The sequence below is a fragment of the Acidovorax sp. DMC1 genome (assembly GCF_056314325.1).
The window spans coordinates 464,583-483,124 of sequence record NZ_JBQUYO010000003.1 but is presented as its reverse complement, the minus strand read 5'-3'; the positions used below and the strand labels follow the sequence as shown (position 1 = coordinate 483,124).

Annotated in this window: 17 protein-coding genes; 10 read left to right on the top strand and 7 right to left on the bottom strand. The window is 66.4% G+C overall.

What is annotated here, in order from left to right:
• Window positions 1-18: 18 nt before the first annotated feature.
• Window positions 19-1,299 (top strand): EAL and HDOD domain-containing protein, encoded by a 1,281-nt coding sequence (locus ACT531_RS09515; RefSeq protein WP_422849142.1) that lies wholly within the window; start codon window positions 19-21, stop codon window positions 1,297-1,299.
• An 84-nt stretch (window positions 1,300-1,383) separates the two neighbouring features.
• Here the strand turns inward: ACT531_RS09515 and ACT531_RS09510 are convergent, their stop codons facing one another.
• The 3 genes from ACT531_RS09510 to ACT531_RS09500 all read right to left on the bottom strand — a co-directional run bounded on the left by ACT531_RS09510 (window position 1,384) and on the right by ACT531_RS09500 (window position 4,358).
• Window positions 1,384-2,346 (bottom strand): Bug family tripartite tricarboxylate transporter substrate binding protein, encoded by a 963-nt coding sequence (locus ACT531_RS09510; RefSeq protein WP_476017252.1) that lies wholly within the window; start codon window positions 2,344-2,346, stop codon window positions 1,384-1,386.
• Window positions 2,347-2,404: 58 nt separating this feature from the next.
• Window positions 2,405-3,304, bottom strand: a complete 900-nt coding sequence (gene xerD, locus ACT531_RS09505) for a site-specific tyrosine recombinase XerD (protein ID WP_476017251.1) — start codon at window positions 3,302-3,304, stop codon at window positions 2,405-2,407.
• A gap of 88 nt (window positions 3,305-3,392) precedes the next feature.
• The gene (locus ACT531_RS09500) at window positions 3,393-4,358 is read right to left on the bottom strand and encodes a tripartite tricarboxylate transporter substrate binding protein BugE (RefSeq protein WP_056640033.1); all 966 of its coding nucleotides are present in this window, start codon (window positions 4,356-4,358) and stop codon (window positions 3,393-3,395) included.
• A 186-nt stretch (window positions 4,359-4,544) separates the two neighbouring features.
• On the opposite strand from ACT531_RS09500, the gene ACT531_RS09495 reads away from it, so the two are divergent.
• Both ACT531_RS09495 and ACT531_RS09490 read left to right on the top strand, forming a co-directional pair.
• Entirely contained in the window at window positions 4,545-5,450 is a 906-nt protein-coding gene (locus ACT531_RS09495) for an AEC family transporter (protein WP_476017250.1), read from the top strand.
• Complete coding sequence (locus ACT531_RS09490; protein ID WP_060986426.1) at window positions 5,447-6,094, top strand: GDSL-type esterase/lipase family protein; 648 nt, start codon at window positions 5,447-5,449, stop codon at window positions 6,092-6,094. Before ACT531_RS09495 ends, ACT531_RS09490 begins: the two co-directional genes overlap by 4 nt.
• A 90-nt stretch (window positions 6,095-6,184) precedes the next feature.
• Here the strand turns inward: ACT531_RS09490 and queG are convergent, their stop codons facing one another.
• Window positions 6,185-7,234, bottom strand: coding sequence for a tRNA epoxyqueuosine(34) reductase QueG (queG, locus tag ACT531_RS09485; RefSeq protein ID WP_476017249.1), 1,050 nt, complete (start codon window positions 7,232-7,234; stop codon window positions 6,185-6,187).
• A gap of 12 nt (window positions 7,235-7,246) precedes the next feature.
• Here queG and tsaE point away from each other — a divergent pair, with 12 nt between their 5' ends.
• The 3 genes from tsaE to ACT531_RS09470 all read left to right on the top strand — a co-directional run bounded on the left by tsaE (window position 7,247) and on the right by ACT531_RS09470 (window position 9,724).
• Window positions 7,247-7,789 carry a tRNA (adenosine(37)-N6)-threonylcarbamoyltransferase complex ATPase subunit type 1 TsaE gene (tsaE, locus tag ACT531_RS09480; RefSeq protein WP_110959301.1) on the top strand — a complete coding sequence of 181 codons (543 nt, stop codon included), beginning with the start codon at window positions 7,247-7,249 and terminating at the stop codon, window positions 7,787-7,789.
• A gap of 6 nt (window positions 7,790-7,795) precedes the next feature.
• The gene (locus tag ACT531_RS09475) at window positions 7,796-9,262 is read left to right on the top strand and encodes an N-acetylmuramoyl-L-alanine amidase (protein ID WP_476017248.1); all 1,467 of its coding nucleotides are present in this window, start codon (window positions 7,796-7,798) and stop codon (window positions 9,260-9,262) included.
• 120 nt (window positions 9,263-9,382) lie between these two features.
• Entirely contained in the window at window positions 9,383-9,724 is a 342-nt protein-coding gene (locus tag ACT531_RS09470; protein WP_060986422.1) for a cupin domain-containing protein, read from the top strand.
• A gap of 29 nt (window positions 9,725-9,753) precedes the next feature.
• Here ACT531_RS09470 and ACT531_RS09465 read toward each other — a convergent pair whose 3' ends face one another.
• On the bottom strand, window positions 9,754-11,334 hold the full coding sequence (locus ACT531_RS09465; RefSeq protein WP_476017247.1) for a methyl-accepting chemotaxis protein: 1,581 nt from the start codon (window positions 11,332-11,334) through the stop codon (window positions 9,754-9,756).
• A gap of 276 nt (window positions 11,335-11,610) precedes the next feature.
• On the opposite strand from ACT531_RS09465, the gene ACT531_RS09460 reads away from it, so the two are divergent.
• Entirely contained in the window at window positions 11,611-11,850 is a 240-nt protein-coding gene (locus ACT531_RS09460; RefSeq protein WP_015013308.1) for a glycine zipper 2TM domain-containing protein, read from the top strand.
• 107 nt (window positions 11,851-11,957) lie between these two features.
• Here ACT531_RS09460 and ACT531_RS09455 read toward each other — a convergent pair whose 3' ends face one another.
• Window positions 11,958-12,605: a DedA family protein gene (locus ACT531_RS09455; protein WP_476017246.1), complete on the bottom strand. Its 648-nt coding sequence runs from the start codon at window positions 12,603-12,605 to the stop codon at window positions 11,958-11,960.
• Between the two features lie 107 nt (window positions 12,606-12,712).
• Here ACT531_RS09455 and mutL point away from each other — a divergent pair, with 107 nt between their 5' ends.
• Window positions 12,713-14,809: a DNA mismatch repair endonuclease MutL gene (gene mutL, locus ACT531_RS09450; protein ID WP_476017245.1), complete on the top strand. Its 2,097-nt coding sequence runs from the start codon at window positions 12,713-12,715 to the stop codon at window positions 14,807-14,809.
• Between the two features lie 66 nt (window positions 14,810-14,875).
• Window positions 14,876-15,556, top strand: coding sequence for a hypothetical protein (locus ACT531_RS09445; protein WP_476017244.1), 681 nt, complete (start codon window positions 14,876-14,878; stop codon window positions 15,554-15,556).
• A 93-nt stretch (window positions 15,557-15,649) separates the two neighbouring features.
• On the opposite strand, the gene ACT531_RS09440 is transcribed toward ACT531_RS09445, so the two are convergent.
• Entirely contained in the window at window positions 15,650-16,813 is a 1,164-nt protein-coding gene (locus tag ACT531_RS09440; protein WP_422849133.1) for a glycerophosphodiester phosphodiesterase, read from the bottom strand.
• A 274-nt stretch (window positions 16,814-17,087) separates the two neighbouring features.
• On the opposite strand from ACT531_RS09440, the gene gdhA reads away from it, so the two are divergent.
• Window positions 17,088-18,431, top strand: a complete 1,344-nt coding sequence (gene gdhA / locus ACT531_RS09435; RefSeq protein WP_476017243.1) for an NADP-specific glutamate dehydrogenase — start codon at window positions 17,088-17,090, stop codon at window positions 18,429-18,431.
• Window positions 18,432-18,542 lie beyond the last annotated feature (111 nt).

Genomic DNA, 18,542 nt, shown 5'->3' with positions numbered 1-18,542 from the left:
TTCATTTCAGTGGATCCCATGTCGAGCACATCCGAACAAGACACCCCGGACGCCGCAGCGCCTGCGGTCGAACCCGTGGACGAGAACCTTGCCATCATTGCGCGCCAGGCCATCGTGGACGAAAGCCGCGCGGTCTATGGCTACGAGCTGTTCGACCGATCCACCGCATCCGACTCGCACACCGCCGCCAGCGACGCAGCCCTGCTGTTCAATGCCCTGTCCTATGCGGGCACCGAGGCCCTGGTCGGCAAGAAGACGGTGTTCATCAACTGCACGCACGACAGCCTCTCGGGCGGCCACCTGGAGCTGATCCACCCCGAAAAGGTGGTGCTGGAAGTCCCGCCCCTGCCCGAGGGCGCCACCCAGGAAGAAATCGAAGGCCGTCTGCCCACCCTGGAAGCACTGCGCACACGGGGCTTTCGCCTGGCGTTTGACCAACAGGCTCTCAAGCGCGCCTACACCAGCTGGCTGCCCATGGCCGCCTTTATCAAGCTGGACATGCAAGCCTTCAAGCCCGAGCTGGCAGCCCCCCTGGTCAAATTTGCCACCGCCCACAGCAAGGCCACGCTGGTGGCCGAGAAGGTCGAAACGGCGGCGCAATACGAGCTGATGCGCGACCTGGGCGTCAAGCTGTTCCAGGGCTACTGGTTCGCCCACCCCTCGCTGGTCAAGGCCACCACCATCCGCCCCTCGCAGGCGACCATCATCCAGCTCATCAACCTGGTGCGCAAACAGGCCAGCACGGCCGAGATCGAAGACCTGCTCAAGAAAGACCCCACCCTGTCTTTCAACCTGCTCCGTTTCATCAACTCGTCGGGTTTTGGCCTGTCGTGCGAGATCACGTCGTTCCGCCATGCGGTGATGATCCTGGGGCTGAAGAAGCTGTTCCGCTGGGCAGCCCTCTTGATGACCACCTCGCGGGCGGGTGGTGCGCCACCGGCCGTGGGCCAGACTGCCGTGGTGCGCGGCCGCCTGATGGAGCTGCTGGCCGCCGAGTTGCTGCCGCCCGAAGAATGCGACAACGCCTTCGTGGTGGGCGTTTTCTCGCTGCTGGACACCATGCTGGGCGTGCCGCTCGAAAAGGCGCTGGAGTCCGTGGCCCTGCCCGAACCGGTGATGGACGCCCTGCTGCGCGGCACCGGTGTGTTTGCCCCGTTCCTGGAGCTGACCAAGGCCTGCGAAAGCGGCGACGAGGTGGCTTTTGCCAAAAACGCCGATGCGCTCCACCTGTCCAACCGCCAGGTGAACTGGGCCCACCTGCAGGCGCTGACCTGGGCCGAGAGCCTGAACGAAGAATAGTCCCGTTCTTCCCCCTCCAAAAAGCCACAGGCCCTGCTTCGACAGGGCCTGTGGCGTTTCTGGGGCTTCAACCCCTACACACGGTCAGTTGCCCTGGATTCCCGCCGCGCGGATGATGCGCGCGTTGTTCTCGGACTCCAGCGCGATCTGGCGCGCGAACTCGGCCGTGGTGCCGCCTGTGGGCACGTTGTCGGTGGCATCGAGCTTGGCGCGGATGTCAGGCAGCGCCAGCGCCTTGTTCACCTCGGTGTTGATGCGCGTGATGACCGTCTTGGGCGTCTGCGCCGGGGCATAGAGGCCGAACAGGGACGAGAGATTGGCCGCTGGCTGACCCAGCTCGGCCAGCGTGGGCACCTGGGGCAGCGAATCCAGCCGCGCCGGAGCCCCCACCGCCAGCGGCTTGAGTTTGCCCGCCTGAATGTGCTGCAGCACCGCCGGTCCGGCGTTGGTCGATAACACCTCAAACTGCCCGCCCAGCGCGTCGTTCATCTGCTGGCCGCCGCCCTTGTAGGGGATGTGCGTGATCTGCACCTGCGCCACCGACTGGATCTGCTCCAGCATGATGTGCCCCAGCGACGCCTGGCCCGAGGTGGCCCAGCGCACCGTGCCGGGCTGGGCCCGCGCACGGGCGATCAAGTCCTTGAAGTCGGTCGCGCGGCTCGCCGGCGTGCCCAGCAGCAGCACCGGCGAATACATCACGCTGACCACGGACGCGATGTCCTTATGCGGATCGAACGGAGACTTGCCCAGGTGCGGGTTGAGCGCGAGGGGGCTGACCGCTGCAAAACCCAGCGTGTAGCCGTCGGGCGCCGCCTTGGCCACCGCATCCACGCCCAGGCTGCCACTGGCGCCGGCCTTGTTTTCAATGACCACGGGGGTGCCCAGCTGCACCGCCAGCTTGTCGGCCAGCGCGCGGGCGATGTTGTCGCTCACGCCCCCTGCCGGGTAGGCCACGATGATGCGGATGGGTTTGGCCGTGGGCCAGGTCTGCGCCAGAGCCAGCGCGGTGGCGCCCGCCAGGCAGGCGCCGATGATCAGTTGCTTCATGCAGGACTTTCTTGTCAATGGAGATCAAAAGAAAACGAAAAAGAGACCGTCGCCCGCGCTACCCCCTCGGATGGTGCTGCGCGTGCAAGGACTTGAGCCGCTCGCGCGCCACGTGGGTGTAGATGGTGGTGGTGGAGATATCCGCATGGCCCAGCAGCAGCTGCACCACGCGCAGGTCGGCACCGTGGTTGAGCAGGTGCGTGGCAAACGCATGGCGCAGCGTGTGGGGCGACAGCGGCACCGTGATGCCCGCCACCTGCGCCCACTTTTTGACGATGACCCAGAACATCACCCGCGTCATGCCGCTGCCACGCTGGGTGACGAACAGGTCGTCCGTCTGCTGCCCGCCCAGGATGGCACCACGGGCCTCGTTCAGGTAACGCAGCAGCCACGCCCGCGCCTCTTCGCCAAACGGCACCAGGCGCTCCTTGCTGCCCTTGCCCATCACGCGTAGCACGCCTTCGTTCAGGCCGACCTGAAAGGTCTTGAGCGTGACCAGCTCCGTCACGCGCAGGCCGCTGGCGTACATCAGCTCCAGCATGGTGCGGTCGCGCAGGCCCAGGGGGTTGCCCAGATCGGGCGCGTTGAGCAGCGCCTCCACCTGCGCCTGCGACAAGGTCTTGGGCACGCGCAGCGGCTGGCGTGCGGCCTGCAGCCGCACGGTGGGGTCGGTGGTGATGCGCCGCTCGCGCAGCGCCCAGTGAAAGTAACGGCGCAACACCGTAAGGCGCCGGTTGGCCGAGGTGGCGCGCGTCTGCGCGTGGCGGGCGGCAAAGTAGGCCTGCAGGTGGTGTTCGGCTGTGTCGTCCAGCGCCAGCGCGGGCTGCTGGTCGGCCAGCCATTGCGCGTACAGCGTCAGGTCGCGCCGGTAGGCGGCCAGCGTGTTGCGCGACAGGCCGTCCTCCAGCCACAGGGCGTCCACAAAGGTGTCGATGGCATTCAGACTGGGAGCAAGCATCCAAAAACCATAGCATGCATCGCGTGCATTCAGCTACACAGGCACAAAAAAGCCGCCCGAAGGCGGCTGGGGACAGAAGCGGTGGCTTTTATTCCAGCGTCAGCTTCTGCTTGACGACCACATCCTTGTAGACCGCGAACTCGGCCTTGATCTGCTCGGCAAACTGCTCGGGCGTGTTGCCGATCACGAGCGAGCCCGTGTCTTCGATGCGCTTCTTCACAGCCGGGTCTTCCAGGGCCTTGCGCACACCGGCGTTGATCTTGTCCACCACATCCTTGGGCAGGCCCTTGGGCCCCACGATGCCGTAGTAGGCCATGCGGTTCACCGGCTCCAGGCCCAGTTCCTTGAAAGTGGGCACATTGGGCAGGGCCGCCACGCGCTGGGGCGCCGCGACCACGATGGGCACCAGGCGGTTTTCCTTGATGAAGGGCAGCGCCGAGGGCAGGTTGTCAAAAATCATGGGCACCTGGCCCGCCACGGTGTCGTTCAGGGCCGGGCCCGCACCGCGGTAGGGGATGTGGGTCACAAAGGTGCCCGAGAGGTTCTTGTACAGCTCCATCTGCAGGTGGCCGATGCCGCCCGTGCCGGACGACGAGTACGAATACTTGCCGGGCGACTTCTTCAGTTCCGCCACGAACGACTTGTAGTCCTTGGCCGGGAAGCTCGGGTTCACCGCAATGATGTTGGGTGTGGCCGCAATGTTGATGATGGGCGAGAAGTCCGTCAGCGGGTTGTACGGCGTCTTGGGGTTGATGGCAGGGTTGGCTGCGGTGGTGGACACCGTGGCCACGCCCAGCGTGTAGCCGTCGGCCGTGGCGCGGGCGAGTTCGGCCGCACCCACGATGCCGCCACCACCGGCCTTGTTGTCCACAATCACGCTCTGGCCGAGCACGCGGCCCAGGGGCTCGGCGATCACGCGCGCAATGATGTCGGTGGTGCCACCGGGTGCAAAGGGCACAACCAGTCGGATCACCTTGTTGGGGTAGCCTTGTGCGGCAGCCGATCCAGCTGCGGCAGCCAGTACGGTCAGCGCAAGCCATTGACGACGATGCATGGAAATCTCCTTCGTGCGGGGTAACAACAAACAGCGCCGATGGTATGCGCAACACCCGCCAAACCGCCCTGCGGATTCCACATAAGGGCTAACCCTAAAAATGGGCGCGGGTGGGCAACCTCTCAGCCCCATTCAACCTGCAGGGAACCCCCGACCGGCTTGCCATGCATCAAGTATTCTCGGTGCGTGAACTACGCCCAACTCCTGCTCCCCGATTTTTCACTCATCTTCCTGGGCTACCTGATCTGCCGATACACCGCCCTGAACCGCTCGGTCTGGCAGCCGGTCGAGAGCCTGGTGTATTACCTGCTGTTCCCGGTGCTGCTGTTCCAGTCCATCGTCAAAAGCCCGATGGATATTGGCGCAGCGTCGGGGCTGATCGGCGCGGGCATGCTGTCGGGCGTGATCGGCATCGCTCTGGCCTACAGCCTGCCGCACTGGCCCTGGGTGGGCAAGCACATTGATGTGCGCGACCATGCGGCCAGCGCGCAGGTGGCGTTCCGCTTCAACTCCTTCATTGGCCTGGCGATTGCCGAGCGGCTGGCAGGCACCCAGGGCCTGCTGATGATTGCGGTGCTGATCGGCGTGTGTGTGCCGCTGTTCAATGTGGCTGCGGTGTGGCCCATGGCCCGGCACGGGCAGCACAGCTTTGCGCGCGAGCTGTTGCGCAACCCGCTGATCATTGCCACCGCCTCGGGGCTGGTGGCCAATCTGCTGGGCTTTCAGATCCCCGAATGGGCAGTGCCCACGGTCAGCCGCATCAGCGCTGCGTCGCTCGCGCTGGGCTTGATGGCGGCCGGGGCGGGGCTGCAGTTTGGCCTGCTCACGCGGGGCAAGACGCTGAGCGTGTCGGTGCTGGCCATCCGCCACCTAGTGCAACCGCTGGTGGCGTTTGGCATGGCCCGCATATTTGGTCTCGACGCCGTGCAGACGACGGTGCTCCTGGCTTTTGCAGCCTTGCCTACGGCATCCACCTGCTATGTGCTGGCAGCGCGCATGGGCTACAACGGGCCGTATGTGGCGGGGCTGGTCACGCTGTCCACCTTGCTGGGCATCGTGAGCCTGCCGTTTGCGCTGGGGGTGCTGCGATGAATGGGGGCCTGAACCGCAGGCGGCTGCTGGGCGCCAGTCTGGTCGCTACCTTGAGCATGGTCGCGTGTGGCCGCAAACCGCCGCGTGCCCAGGCGGTGCCGCCGGGCGCCACGGTGCTGGCGCTGGGCGACTCGCTCACATCGGGCGTGGGGGCCTCGGCCGACACCGCCTACCCGGCCGAGCTGGCGCGCCTGACGGGCTGGAAGGTGGTGAACGGGGGCGTGTCGGGCGACACCTCGGCCCAGGCGCTGGCGCGCCTGCCGGGCCTGCTGCAACAGCACCAGCCCGCGCTGGTCATCGTGGGCATCGGCGGCAACGACTTTTTGCGGCGCCAGAGCGCGGCCACCACACGCGCCAACATCCTGCGCATTTGCAGCGAGGCCAAGGGCAGCGGCGCGCAGGTGTTGCTGGTGGCTGTGCCCGAGCTGTCGCTGATGGCCGCCGCCGGCCGTCTGAGCGACCACCCGATGTACGAAGAGATTGCCGAGGAGCTGAAGATCCCGCTGCACGCAAAGGGCTGGTCGAGCGTGCTGGCGCAAGAGCGACTGCGGTCGGACCAGATCCACGCCAATGCTGCGGGGTATGCGGAGTTTGCCCAGGGGCTGGTGGGCACCTTGCGGCAGACGGGGTTGCTGGCGCAGTAAGGCCCCGGCACAACGGCTATCACTCCTATTTCGATAGCCGCTCAGGCATGTTGCACTGGCGCTACCAGGCGATTTCTTTCAAAAACGCCCTCAACACGCCTCCAGCGCCCAGGCCACATGCTCGCGCACCAGCGCACTGGCGTCGTCAGCGCGTGACTGCAGCGCCGTGCGCAAGGCCTCGTCGCCGGTGGCGCGCAGCGCATTGCCCAACGCCACCGCCACGTTGCGCAGCCAGCGTTCATGGCCTATGCGGCGAATGGGGCCGCCCTCGGTCATGCGCAAGAAGGTAGCTTCGTCCCACGCAAACAGGTGCACCAGTTGCTGGCCTGAGAGGCCTTTGCGCTCATCAAAGTCGGGCAGGCGGCTGACCTGGGCAAACTTGTTCCAGGGGCAAATGAGCTGGCAGTCATCGCAGCCATAGATGCGGTTGCCCAGCAGAGGGCGCAGCTCCACGGGGATGGCCCCGGCGTGTTCGATGGTGAGGTACGAGATGCAGCGCCGCGCGTCGATGCGGTGCGGCGCGATGATCGCCTGCGTGGGGCAGATGTCAATGCACGCACTGCAGCTGCCGCAGTGCGCGGTGACGGGCTCGCTCGGTGGCAGCGCCATGTCCACATAAATCTCGCCCAAAAAGAACATGGACCCGGCCTCGCGGTTGAGCACCAGCGTGTGCTTGCCGCGCCAGCCCTGGCCGCTGCGCGCAGCCAGCTCGGCCTCCAGCACCGGGGCGGAGTCGGTGAACACGCGGTGGCCAAACGGGCCGATGGCCTCGGCAATGCGGTCGCTGAGCTTTTGCAACCGCACACGCAGCACCTTGTGGTAGTCGCGCCCCCGGGCATAGACGGAGACGATGCCCTCGTGCGGGCGCTGCAGGCGGGAGAGTTCGACCGCCTGCCAGCCTCCCGGCGCATCCCTGGCCGTGTCGCGCGGCAAATAATCCATGCGCGCCGTGATCACGCTCACGGTGCCGGGCACCAGTTCGGCCGGCCGCGCGCGCTTCATGCCGTGGGATGCCATGTAATGCATGTCACCATGGAAGCCCTGCTCCAGCCAGGCCGCTAGACCCGGCTCGGCCGCAGACAAGTCCACCCCCGCCACGCCGATTTGGGAAAATCCCAGCTCGCGGGCCCACTCCTGCATTTGAGGAACGAGTTGACTGTTGCACCACATACCGGCCAGATTGTAGAAAGCGGCAGCGATGCCCCTGGCGCCCCCCCCGGCGACACTTCTGCCGAACCCACGCGCCAATTCATCTGGCATGGCGAGGAAGACACCGCCGCCTTTGCCCAGCGCCTGGCCGCACAACCCCTGCTGGCCAACGCCTTCGTGACCCTGCACGGCGACCTGGGTGCGGGCAAGACCACCCTGGTGCGCCACCTGCTGCGCGCCCTGGGTGTGCAAGGCCGTATCAAGAGCCCCACCTATGCCGTGGTGGAGCCCCACGAGGCCCCGGGTCTGTCAATCTGGCACTTCGACTTCTACCGTTTTGACGATCCGCGCGAGTGGGAAGACGCCGGTTTCAGGGACATTTTTGCCAACCCCGGTCTCAAGGTGGCAGAATGGCCGGAAAAGGCTGCAGCGCTTACTCCGCTTGCAGACCTTGCTATTCACATTGAAGCAACGGATGACACCGAAAGGAAGGTCACGCTGCATGCCCCCACCGCCACCGGGCGCAGCCTGCTGCAAGCTCTCTGAGACGCCGTGAACGAACCCACCTTGCCTGCCCGCCAAGCCCCCCAGCCATCGCGCCGCGCCGTGCTGCGCGCCAGCAGCCTGGTACTGCTGCTGGGCGCACAGCAGATTGCACGCGGCGCCACCATCGTGGCCGTGCGCGTGTGGCCTGCCCCTGAGTATTCGCGCGTCACCATCGAGTCCGATGGCGCGCTGGTGGCCAAGCAGTTTTTCGTGACCTCGCCGCCGCGCCTGGCGGTGGACATTGAAGGCATCGACCTGAGCCCCGAGTTGCGTGAACTGGTGGCCAAGGTCAAGCCCGACGATCCCAACATCGCGGGCATCCGCGTGGGCCAGAACGCACCCGGCGTGGTGCGCCTGGTGGTGGACCTCAAGCAGCCCGCCATGCCGCAGGTGTTCACCCTGCCGCCTGTGGCCGCCTACCGCCACCGGCTGGTGTTTGACCTGTACCCCGCAGCGCCCGTGGACCCGCTGGAGGCCCTGATTGCCGAGCGCCTGCGCGATGCCAACGGCCCCGCTGCTGCGTCTGCCCCCTCGCCTGCCAGCGCCCCTGCCACCGCCCGCGCGCCCGCACCGGCTGCCGAGCACGACCCGCTGGGCGACCTGATCGCGCAGCGCGCAAATGGCCCCACCACCGGCAGCACAGGTGCACAGCCGCCCGCCCCGCCACCAGCAGTGGCGGCGGCGCCTGCACCCGGGGCAGCCCCCGCAGCGCCATCGCGCCCCGGCAACCGCGCCACAGCCACCGAGACCGACCGCATCATCATCGTGGCACTCGACCCCGGTCACGGTGGCGAAGACCCCGGCGCCATCGGCCCCTCCGGCACGCGTGAAAAAGACGTGGTGCTGCGCGTGGCCCACCTGCTGCGTGACCGCATCAATGCCACCACCATCGGCGGCAACCCCATGCGCGCCTACCTCACACGCGACGGCGACTACTTTGTGCCCCTGGGCACCCGCGTGCAAAAGGCCCGGCGGGTGCAGGCCGACCTGTTTGTGAGCATCCACGCCGACGCGTTCACCACCCCTGCCGCACGCGGCGCCAGCGTGTTTGCGCTGAGCCAGGGCGGCGCCTCCAGCACCGCCGCCCGCTGGCTGGCCAACAAGGAAAACCAGGCCGACCTGGTGGGCGGCATCAACGTGCAGTCCAAGGACCAGCATGTACAGCGCGCGCTGCTGGACATGAGCACCACCGCGCAGATCAACGACAGCCTCAAGCTCGGCACCGTGCTGCTGGGCGAGATCGGCAATGTGGGCAAGCTGCACAAGCCGCGCGTGGAGCAGGCAGGCTTTGCCGTGCTCAAGGCGCCCGACATCCCCAGCGTGCTGGTCGAAACCGCGTTCATCAGCAACCCCGAAGAAGAAAAGCGCCTGCGCAGCAGCGCCTACCAGGAGCAGCTGGCCGATGCGCTGATGCGCGGTATTACCCGCTACTTCGCCAAGAACCCGCCGCTGGCGCGCAGCCGGTCGGTGTAGGCAGGTCAAGGGCCGGGCGCGCGGGGCAGCCAGACCACCTTGCGCGCACTGCCAACTGCAGGCACAGTAGGCTGCATCGGCCGGGCGCGCACCGCGCCCAGGCCAGCAAGGAGAACTGCCATGGCCCTGCCCCACGCCCAATCTGGCCAGATCGTCAGCGTGCGCCCTCTGGGGGCGCGTCTGGCCGACACCGTCACCACCGCCATCCTCAAAGCCGGCCAGCTCGAAGTCATGCGGGTGGTCCTGCCGGTGGGCAAATCCATGAAAGAGCACCAGACGCCCGGCGAGGCGACCGTTCAGTGCATCGAGGGCGTGGTGGAGTTTGCCAGCGACCAGGGCGTGCAGCAGTTGCACCCCGGCGACTTTGTGCACCTGGCACCGCGCGCGCTGCATTCGCTGAAGGCGGTGGAGCCTGCGTCCCTGCTGGTCACGATGTGCCTCAAGCCGGCCCCAACGGCTTGAGCCGCTGCCCGCCAAGGCGGTCAGGGCAATCAGCGCCCCAGCCGGAACACGCTCACGATCTCTGACAGCCGCGCCGCCTGGTGCTTGAGGCTGTCGGCCGCCGCCGCGCTCTGCTCCACCAGCGCAGCGTTCTGCTGGGTGACCTGGTCGAGCTGCATCACCGCCTCGCCCACCTGACTGATGCCGATGGTCTGCTCGCCCGTGGCGCTGGAAATTTCGCCAATCAGGTCGCTCACCCGCTGCACTTGGGCAACGATGTCTTCCATGCTCTGCCCGGCGTTGCTCGCCAGCTGCGTGCCGTTTTCCACCTTCTCCACACTCGCGCCGATCAGGGCCTTGATCTCCTTGGCGGCTTCGGCGCTACGCTGGGCCAGACTGCGCACCTCGCTGGCCACCACGGCAAAGCCACGGCCCTGTTCACCGGCGCGTGCGGCCTCCACCGCCGCGTTCAGCGCGAGGATGTTGGTCTGGAATGCGATGCCGTCGATCACGCTGATGATGTCGGTGATCTTTCGGGACGCGGCCGAGATGTCCTGCATGGTCGTCACCACCTGTCCCACCACCTCGCCGCCCTTGACCGCCGCCTGCGATGCCGAGCCGGCCAGCGTCGCGGCCTTGCGCGCGGTGTCGGCGTTGTTCTTCACGGTGCTGGTGATCTGCTCCATGGAGGCGGCCGTTTCCTCCAGGTTGCTGGCCTGCTCTTCCGTGCGCTGGCTCAGGTCGGCATTGCCCATGGCGATCTCGCTGGAGCCCGTGGCAATGCTGTCGCTGCTGTGCCGCACATCGCCCACGATGCGCACCAGCGAGGTCTGCATGCCCTGCATGGCCCGCATCATCTCGGCCACCTCGCCCCGCCCATGCACCTCGATGGGCTGAGACAGGTCGCCCTCGCCAATGCGCTGCGCCACCGCGCCCACCGCCCCCAGCGAGCGGCGAATGCGCTGCACCACCACCCAGGACAGCACCACCAGCAGCGCGAGCCCCGCCACGCCGGCCACCAGCACCGTCATGCGGTAGGACTGGATGAGTTCAGCCGCCTCGGCCGCCTGCTCGGCCGAGCGGCGCACCTGGTAATCGACCATCTTGTCGGCAATGGCGTTGTACTTGTCCAGCACTGGAGCAAACGTGCCCAGCGCATAGGCGCGCGCCTGGGCCATGTCACCCGCCTTTTTCAGCTCCAGCGATTTGTCGCGCGTCTCCAGGTACGACTTGCGGATGGTGGCCAGCTCTTCCTGGATGCGCAGGCCCTCGGGGCTGTTTTCCAGCTCGGTGTAGCGCTTTTGCACCTTGCTGGTGTCGGCCGTGGTGGCCGCCATCGTGTCCTTGAAGTAGTTTTGCAGGTCATCGCCCTCGGTCTGGGCGATGGAGAACACGCGCGTGGAATTGACGGCGATGTTGCTGCGCCAGCGCAGCGCCAGTTGCAGCCGCTCCACCTGCTCGGACGCGAGATGGTCCACCGTGGCCCCCAGATGCTGCACGCGCACAAGGCTGAGCACCAGCACCACCACCAGCGCCAGCACCGCCACCCCCACGATCAAGCTGATCTGCTGCGCCACCGTCAACTGAGCGCCCACGGCCCCCCGGCCGGCGTGCTGGATGTGCTGGGTCATCGCGTGTCCTTGTGTAAGTTTTGTACGCCCAGGAAATGATCTGCCTGCGCAACGCGGTTGGCAACAGCGCCGGGCGCAGGGAAACCCTTAGAGCCTACTGAGGGTTTGGCCGGGGATCCGTCCACGCGCTCTAGGAGCCTGTCCTACAGCCACCGCCCTTGCCTGCCTACACCGACAAAAAGCATCACGAGCCACAGTAGAGGCACAGGTCGAGCTTCAGCCGCCACTGCGGATGGGGACCACGGCCTGACTCCACAACCATCAAGGAATCTCGCCATGAAAATCCGTCACATTCTTCTCGCGACCACTTGCACCGCGGCCCTGGCACTGGGTGGTTGTGCATCCAACCCCACCAACGCCCAAGTGGGCACTGGCGTGGGAGCCGTGGTCGGCGGCGTTGCCGGTAATGCCATCTTCGGCGGCCCCGTGGGCACCATCGGCGGGGCCGCAGCGGGCGCCCTCATCGGCCATGAAGTGGGTGAAGACCGCGACCAGCGTCGCCCCTACCGCCGTTAAATTTGCGGGGCGCTGAGCGCCCAGCACCCGTTTGGGCACAAAAAAGCGGCAGGCGCATGATTCACATGCGCCTGCCGCTCTTGTTTTGGTAGCAGATGGGTCGATATTCAGGCCGTACGCGCCTGACGACCTGCGCGCCAAGCACCAAAAATGGCGATCAGGCCCGGCACAAAAATCATCGCCCAGATGATCTTGTCCAGGTTCTCCTTGACCCACGCAAAGTTGCCGAAGAAGTACCCCGCCGTGGCAATGCCCAGCACCCACAGCAGCGCACCACCCACGTTGTACGCGGTGAACTTGGCACGGTTCATTTCGGCCACGCCCGCCACGAAGGGTGCAAACGTGCGGATGAAGGGCATGAAGCGCGCAATCACGATGGTGATGCCGCCGTAGCGCTCGTAAAACTCATGCGCCTGGTTGAACGCCCGGCGGTTGAACCAGCGCGAATCCTCCCACTGGAACACCTTGGGCCCAAAGTAGCGGCCAATCGAATAGTTGCACTGGTCGCCCAAAATGGCCGCCGCCAGCAGCACCGCGCACGCCAGCGGAAAGTTCATCAGGCCCGCACCGCACAGCGCGCCCACGATGAACAGCAGCGAGTCGCCCGGCAGGAACGGCATTACCACCAGCCCCGTTTCGACGAACACGATGGCGAACAGCAGCGCATACACCCACATGCCATAGGCCTGCACAAACGCCTCCAGGTACTTGTCCACGTGCAGGATGAAGTCGATGAGAAAAGTGACAAGTTCCATGAAGAGGCAGGCCCAGCGCGGCGCGGAAAAAAGGTGGGCGCATTATCCCCATCACGCCCCGCCCCAGGCCGATACCCCTGCGCAGCCCCCGCCCTAAAATCCCCCGGGTGAACGACACCACCTCCTCCCTTGCAGCGGCGCAGCCCGCCTCCAGCCCCACGCCCCCCGCGCGCCGCCCCATCCGCGACCTGCCCGATGAGCTGATCAGCCAGATTGCAGCTGGCGAGGTGGTGGAGCGCCCGGCCTCGGTGGTGCGGGAACTGGTGGACAACGCACTGGACGCGGGTGCCACGCAAATCACTGTGCGGCTGTCGGCAGGTGGGGTGCGGCTGATCACGGTGGAAGACGACGGCGGCGGCATCCCGCAAGAAGAGCTGCCCGTGGCCCTGCGCCGCCACGCCACCAGCAAGATCACCAACCTGAACGATCTGGAAACCGTGGCCACCATGGGCTTTCGGGGCGAGGCGCTGGCCGCCATTGCCTCGGTGTCCGAGATGTCACTGCTCTCGCGCCCCGCCCACCAGGCCAGCGCCTTCTTGCTCGACGCCCGCAGCGGCGAACTGCGCCCCGCCGCGCGCAGCACCGGCACCACGGTGGAGGTGAAGGAGCTGTTCTTCTCCACCCCCGCGCGCCGCAAGTTCTTGAAGACCGACGCCACCGAGCTGGCGCACTGCATTGAATCGGTGCGCCGCCACGCGCTGGCGCGGCCCGATGTGGGCTTTGCCATCTGGCACGAGGGCAAGTTGGTGGAGCAGTGGCGCGCCACCTTCGTGCCCGGCCAGAGCGATGTACAGGACGCCCATGACGCGCTGGCCCGCCGCCTGTCGGATGTGCTGGGCGAGGACTTCGTCACCCAGTCGGTTGCTGTGCAGCACCGCGTGGGGCCTGTCACCGTCACCGGCCGCGCAGGCCTGCCCGACGCGGCCCGCTCGCGGCCTGACCACCAGTATTGCTACGTCAACGGCCGCTTTGTGCGCGACAAGGTGCTCACCCACGCCGCCCGCAGCGCCTACGAAGACGTGCTGCACGGCCACAAGCAGCCCATCTACGCGCTGTATGTGGAGATCGACCCGGCGCGTGTGGACGTGAACGTGCACCCCACCAAGATCGAGGTGCGCTTTCGCGACAGCCGCGAGGTGCACCAGGCCGTGCGCCACGCGGTGGAAAACGCGCTGGCTGCGCCCCGGGCCGCCGCTTTGGCAGCGGCTGCGGCGGCGCCCAGCCCCACTCCAGCCGGTGATGCGGAGCATTTCAAGCCCCAGACGCCCCAAGCGCTAGTGTGGAATGCCCAGGCTGCTATCAAATTTGAAGAACGGGGCCACCGTGTGGAAGACCTGGCGGCCCTGTGGGCGCCGCGCGGTGCGCCCTCCGCGGGTCCTATGGCAGACCCGGCAGTTGGCGCTGCGGTGGGTGGGCTGTGGGCACCTTCGGCCCAGGCCGGTGCGAACGCAACGTCCACAGCGCCCGCAATGCCCGGTGAATCCGGCGCTCCTGCCACGGGGTGGGACGGCGCGCAGCCTGCAGAGGTAGCTGCACCCTCTGCAGCATCCACGACCGCGCCCCTCGCCAGCAACCCGTCCACGGCCTGGCCAGTGGGCCGCGATGGCCAGGAAACCGCCTGGCCCCTGGGCAAGGCCGTGGCACAGTTGCACGGTGTGTACATCCTGGCCGAAAACGCCCAGGGCATGGTGGTGGTGGACATGCATGCCGCCCACGAGCGCATCGTCTACGAGCGCCTGAAGGCCCAGGTGGACAGCGGCGCGCGCATTGCGAGCCAGCCCTTGCTGATCCCTGCCACCTTCGCCGCCACGCCACAGGAAGTCGCCACGGCCGAAGAGTCGGCCGAGGTGCTGGCCACGCTGGGACTGGAGGTGGTGCCCTTCTCCCCCAAGACCCTGGCCGTGCGCGCCGTGCCCACCACGTTGGCGCAGGGCGACCCGGTGGAGTTGGCCCGCAGCGTGCTGGCCGAGCTGGCCGCACACGACGCCACCACCGTGGTGCAGCGCGCCCGCAATGAAATCCTGGGCACCATGGCCTGCCACGGTGCCGTGCGGGCCAACCGCAAACTCACCATCGACGAGATGAACGCCTTGCTGCGCCAGATGGAAACCACCGACCGCTCCGACCAGTGCAACCATGGCCGCCCCACATGGCGGCAGCTGAGCATGAAGGAGCTGGATGCACTGTTCCTGCGTGGACGGTAGCGGCGGGCACCGCCCCGCCCGCGACATAGCCAGAGCCCCCTCCTCCAGCCATTGCCATCGCCCTCCATGACCTATCGTTGCAGCCCCGCCCCTACACCCGCCCTCAACCTGCTGGCGGCCACCACTGCCCTGTGCCTGGCCTGGCCCGCCCACGCCGGGCGCCCCCTGTCCGTGGACGATGCGGGCGTGGACGAGGTGGGCCAGGGCCACGTCGAAGTGTGGTGGGAGGGCCAGCGCGGCCAGCCCGGCACGGTGTCCATGGCCCCTGCGTTCACCCCCATTGCTGGACTAGAGCTGGGCGCCGTGTTGGCACGTGACCGCAACGAGCGCCATACCCTGCAAGGCGTGCAGGCCAAGTGGCTGTGGAGCCCCGCGCAAGAACAAGGCTGCAATGCAGGCAGCAGCGCCGGCGTCGTGCACCGGCGCCAAGGTGCCGGGCAGAGCGCAGGCAGCGTGGTCGCACTCAATCTCATCGGCACCTGCGCCGCGACCTGGGGCGTGGTCAATGCCAACCTGGGCAGCCAGCGCGAGCGCGGCCAGTCCTGGCGCGCCACCTGGGGCGCCTCGGTGGAGCGCACCTGGGGCGCCATCACGCCGCACCTGGAAGCCTTTGGCACCCAGCACAGCGCCCCCACGTTTCAGACCGGCGCCCGGTGGGAGTGGGCGCCCGGCAGGCAGCTCGACGCCACCATTGGCCGCCAGCAGGGGCGCACCGTGCTCAGCGTGGGGTTTGCGCTGGGGTTCTGACCCCGCACCACACCGCCGCATGAAAAAAGCCCGCCGAAGCGGGCTTTTTGACGGGTGCGCAGAACGCTACTCAGTAGCGTGCAGTGGCCTCTTTCAGTTGTCCCGCGCTGCCTTGGCCGTGTCGGCAAAGTCGCTGAACACGCCGTCCACACCCAGGTTGTAGAACAGCTTGTATTCGGCCTTGGGGTCGCCCTTGAAGTCCGAGGCCAGGCGCTTGGCTTCGTTGCGGAAGGTGTAGGCGTGCACGAACAGGCCTTCAGCGTGTGCGTTCTTCACCACGTCGGTGGGCGCAATCATCACGCGGTCGCGTTCGTCGATCTTGCCGTCGCCATTCAGGTCGTCGGGCTTGCCGTCCTTGTTGGCATCCACTTGCTTGGAGGGGATCAGGTAGGGCTTCCAGGGGCCAATGCCGTCGGCATAGGTCTTGACTTCCTTGAGGCCCGCGGGGGTTAGCAGGCTGGCGAAGGTACGCGAGTCACCGGCCACGGCAAAGTCATAGGGCTTGTCGTACGGGGCCACCAGCGACATGGTGCCATCGGGGTTCACATCGTCTGCGTCCACCAGCTGCACCAGGCGCACCTGGGTCTTGGTGCGCAGGTACTTGAGGTTGGAGACTTCGAACGACTGGATGATGACGGGTGAGCTCTTGGAGGTGTAGCCGTACTTGGCCAGGATGGCCAGCAGGCGGTCTTCCAACGGCAGGCCTTGCTTGACGTGGTAGGTGGGGTGCTTGGTCTCGGGGTACACGCCCACGGTGCGACCCGCCTTGGCGCCTTCGGTCTTGGCCAGGTCCAGCACTTCCTCAAAGGTGGGGATCTGGAACTTGCCGTTGTACGACTGGTCGCGGTCGGACAGGGGCTGGATGGCGCGCAGGGTCTTGAGTTCGGCCAGGGTGAAGTCGGTGACAAACCAGCCTTCTTCCTCTACGCCGTCCACCACTTTCTTGGTCTTGCGGCTGGCGAATTCGGGGCGGGTGGAGACATCGGTGGTGCCGGTGATGTTGGGCTCGTGGCGGGCGACCAGCACACCATCCTTGGTGGCCACCAGATCGGGCTCGATGAAGTCGGCGCCCATGTCGATGGCCAGCTTGTAGCCTTCCAGCGTGTGGTCGGGCCGGTAGCCCGCCGTGCCCCGGTGGCCGATGACCAGGGGCTTGTCGCCGTTCAGGGTGGGGTACGGATAGTTGTCGCTGCCGCCGCAGGCTGCCAGCGTGGCCACCATGGCCAGCGCGCCCCATTTCACACCAGGGATGTGCATGCTCTTCTCCTCGCTATGTTGTTGGTAGAACCGCCGAACTGTGGCGTCGGCATGTGACAAGGCCATGACGTTGGCTTGACCAACGGATGACGGCCGAACCACCCGCCAAACGCACCAATATGTGGCAAATATCCCGGCCACATTCCCCACCATTGTGCATAGACATCGGCATGAACGTATAACTTTTGGACATAATTCGATGCTGCGGTGCGCCAAACCGGTGCATGACTGCCTTCGATTTGTTGACCCTTTACTGCTGAAAGCCCTTTGAACCATGAAACACGCGACCGCCGAGAGCTTCCTTTCCCACGTGGCGCTCCGCAATCCCGGCCAGCCGGAATTCCTGCAAGCTGTCACCGAAGTGATGGAAAGCCTGTGGCCGTTCATCGCGCAGCACCCCCGCTATGCCGAGCACGGCCTGCTGGAGCGGCTGGTGGAGCCCGAGCGCGTCGTGATGTTCCGCGTGTCCTGGGTGGACGACCATGGCGCCGTGCAGGTCAACCGCGGCTACCGCATCCAGCACAGCATGGCCATCGGCCCCTACAAGGGCGGGCTGCGCTTTCACCCGTCCGTCAACCTGTCGGTGCTCAAGTTCCTGGCTTTTGAGCAGACTTTCAAGAACGCACTGACGACGCTGCCCATGGGCGGCGGCAAGGGCGGCTCCGACTTCGACCCCAAGGGCAAGAGCCCTGCCGAAGTCATGCGCTTTTGCCAGGCCTTTGTGACCGAGCTGTACCGCCACGTGGGTCCGGACACCGATGTGCCCGCCGGCGACATCGGCGTGGGCGGCCGTGAGGTGGGTTTCATGGCGGGCATGTACAAAAAGCTGGCCAACAACGCGGCCAGCGTGTTCACCGGCAAGGGCCTGTCGTTCGGCGGCTCGCTGATCCGCCCTGAAGCCACGGGCTATGGCACCGTGTACTTCGCGCAAGAGATGCTCAAGACCCGGGGCCGCTCGTTCGACGGCCTGCGCGTGTCGGTGTCGGGCTCGGGCAACGTAGCGCAATACGCCGTTGAGAAGGCCATGCAACTGGGTGCCAAGGTCATCACGGTGTCGGACTCCAGCGGCACCATCGTTGATGAAGAGGGCTTTACGCCTGAAAAGCTCGCCATCCTCATGGACGTCAAGAACCACCTGTACGGCCGCGTGAGCGATTACGCCGCACGCACGGGCGTGAAGTTCGAGGCCGGTGTCCGCCCCTGGCACGTGAAGGTGGACGTGGCCCTGCCATGCGCCACGCAAAACGAGCTGGACGAGAACGACGCGAAAACGCTCATCCAGAACGGTGTGGTCTGCGTGGCCGAGGGCGCCAACATGCCCTCGACCATCGAAGCCGCCAAGGCGTTTGAGGCCGCTGGCGTGCTCTACGCCCCCGGCAAGGCCAGCAATGCGGGTGGCGTAGCCACATCGGGCCTGGAGATGAGCCAGAACTCGGCCCGCCTATCCTGGCCGCGCGAAGAGGTGGACGCCCGCCTGCTGCAGATCATGCAGGGCATCCACGCGGCCTGCCTGCAATATGGCAAGCGTGCCGACGGCAGCGTGAGCTACATCGACGGTGCCAACATCGCCGGCTTTGTGAAGGTGGCCGACGCCATGCTGGCGCAAGGCGTGGTGTAGGCCCCAGCAGGGCCTTAGAGCCTGTTCGCAAAGCAAATCACTGGGGCTTCGGCCCCTTTGTTTTTGGCGCGCGGCGCAGTGCAGGCTATGCTGCACCTGGAAACAAATACG

What these genes read in the sequence shown, in the direction of transcription:
- ACT531_RS09515 (WP_422849142.1), top strand. Translation starts at nt 19, where the DNA reads ATGTCGAGCACATCCGAACAAGACACCCCGGACGCCGCAGCGCCTGCG.
- ACT531_RS09510 (WP_476017252.1), bottom strand. Translation starts at nt 2,346, where the DNA reads ATGAAGCAACTGATCATCGGCGCCTGCCTGGCGGGCGCCACCGCGCTG.
- xerD (WP_476017251.1), bottom strand. Translation starts at nt 3,304, where the DNA reads ATGCTTGCTCCCAGTCTGAATGCCATCGACACCTTTGTGGACGCCCTG.
- ACT531_RS09500 (WP_056640033.1), bottom strand. Translation starts at nt 4,358, where the DNA reads ATGCATCGTCGTCAATGGCTTGCGCTGACCGTACTGGCTGCCGCAGCT.
- ACT531_RS09490 (WP_060986426.1), top strand. Translation starts at nt 5,447, where the DNA reads ATGAATGGGGGCCTGAACCGCAGGCGGCTGCTGGGCGCCAGTCTGGTC.
- queG (WP_476017249.1), bottom strand. Translation starts at nt 7,234, where the DNA reads ATGCAGGAGTGGGCCCGCGAGCTGGGATTTTCCCAAATCGGCGTGGCG.
- ACT531_RS09470 (WP_060986422.1), top strand. Translation starts at nt 9,383, where the DNA reads ATGGCCCTGCCCCACGCCCAATCTGGCCAGATCGTCAGCGTGCGCCCT.
- ACT531_RS09465 (WP_476017247.1), bottom strand. Translation starts at nt 11,334, where the DNA reads ATGACCCAGCACATCCAGCACGCCGGCCGGGGGGCCGTGGGCGCTCAG.
- ACT531_RS09460 (WP_015013308.1), top strand. Translation starts at nt 11,611, where the DNA reads ATGAAAATCCGTCACATTCTTCTCGCGACCACTTGCACCGCGGCCCTG.
- ACT531_RS09455 (WP_476017246.1), bottom strand. Translation starts at nt 12,605, where the DNA reads ATGGAACTTGTCACTTTTCTCATCGACTTCATCCTGCACGTGGACAAG.
- ACT531_RS09445 (WP_476017244.1), top strand. Translation starts at nt 14,876, where the DNA reads ATGACCTATCGTTGCAGCCCCGCCCCTACACCCGCCCTCAACCTGCTG.
- ACT531_RS09440 (WP_422849133.1), bottom strand. Translation starts at nt 16,813, where the DNA reads ATGCACATCCCTGGTGTGAAATGGGGCGCGCTGGCCATGGTGGCCACG.
- gdhA (WP_476017243.1), top strand. Translation starts at nt 17,088, where the DNA reads ATGAAACACGCGACCGCCGAGAGCTTCCTTTCCCACGTGGCGCTCCGC.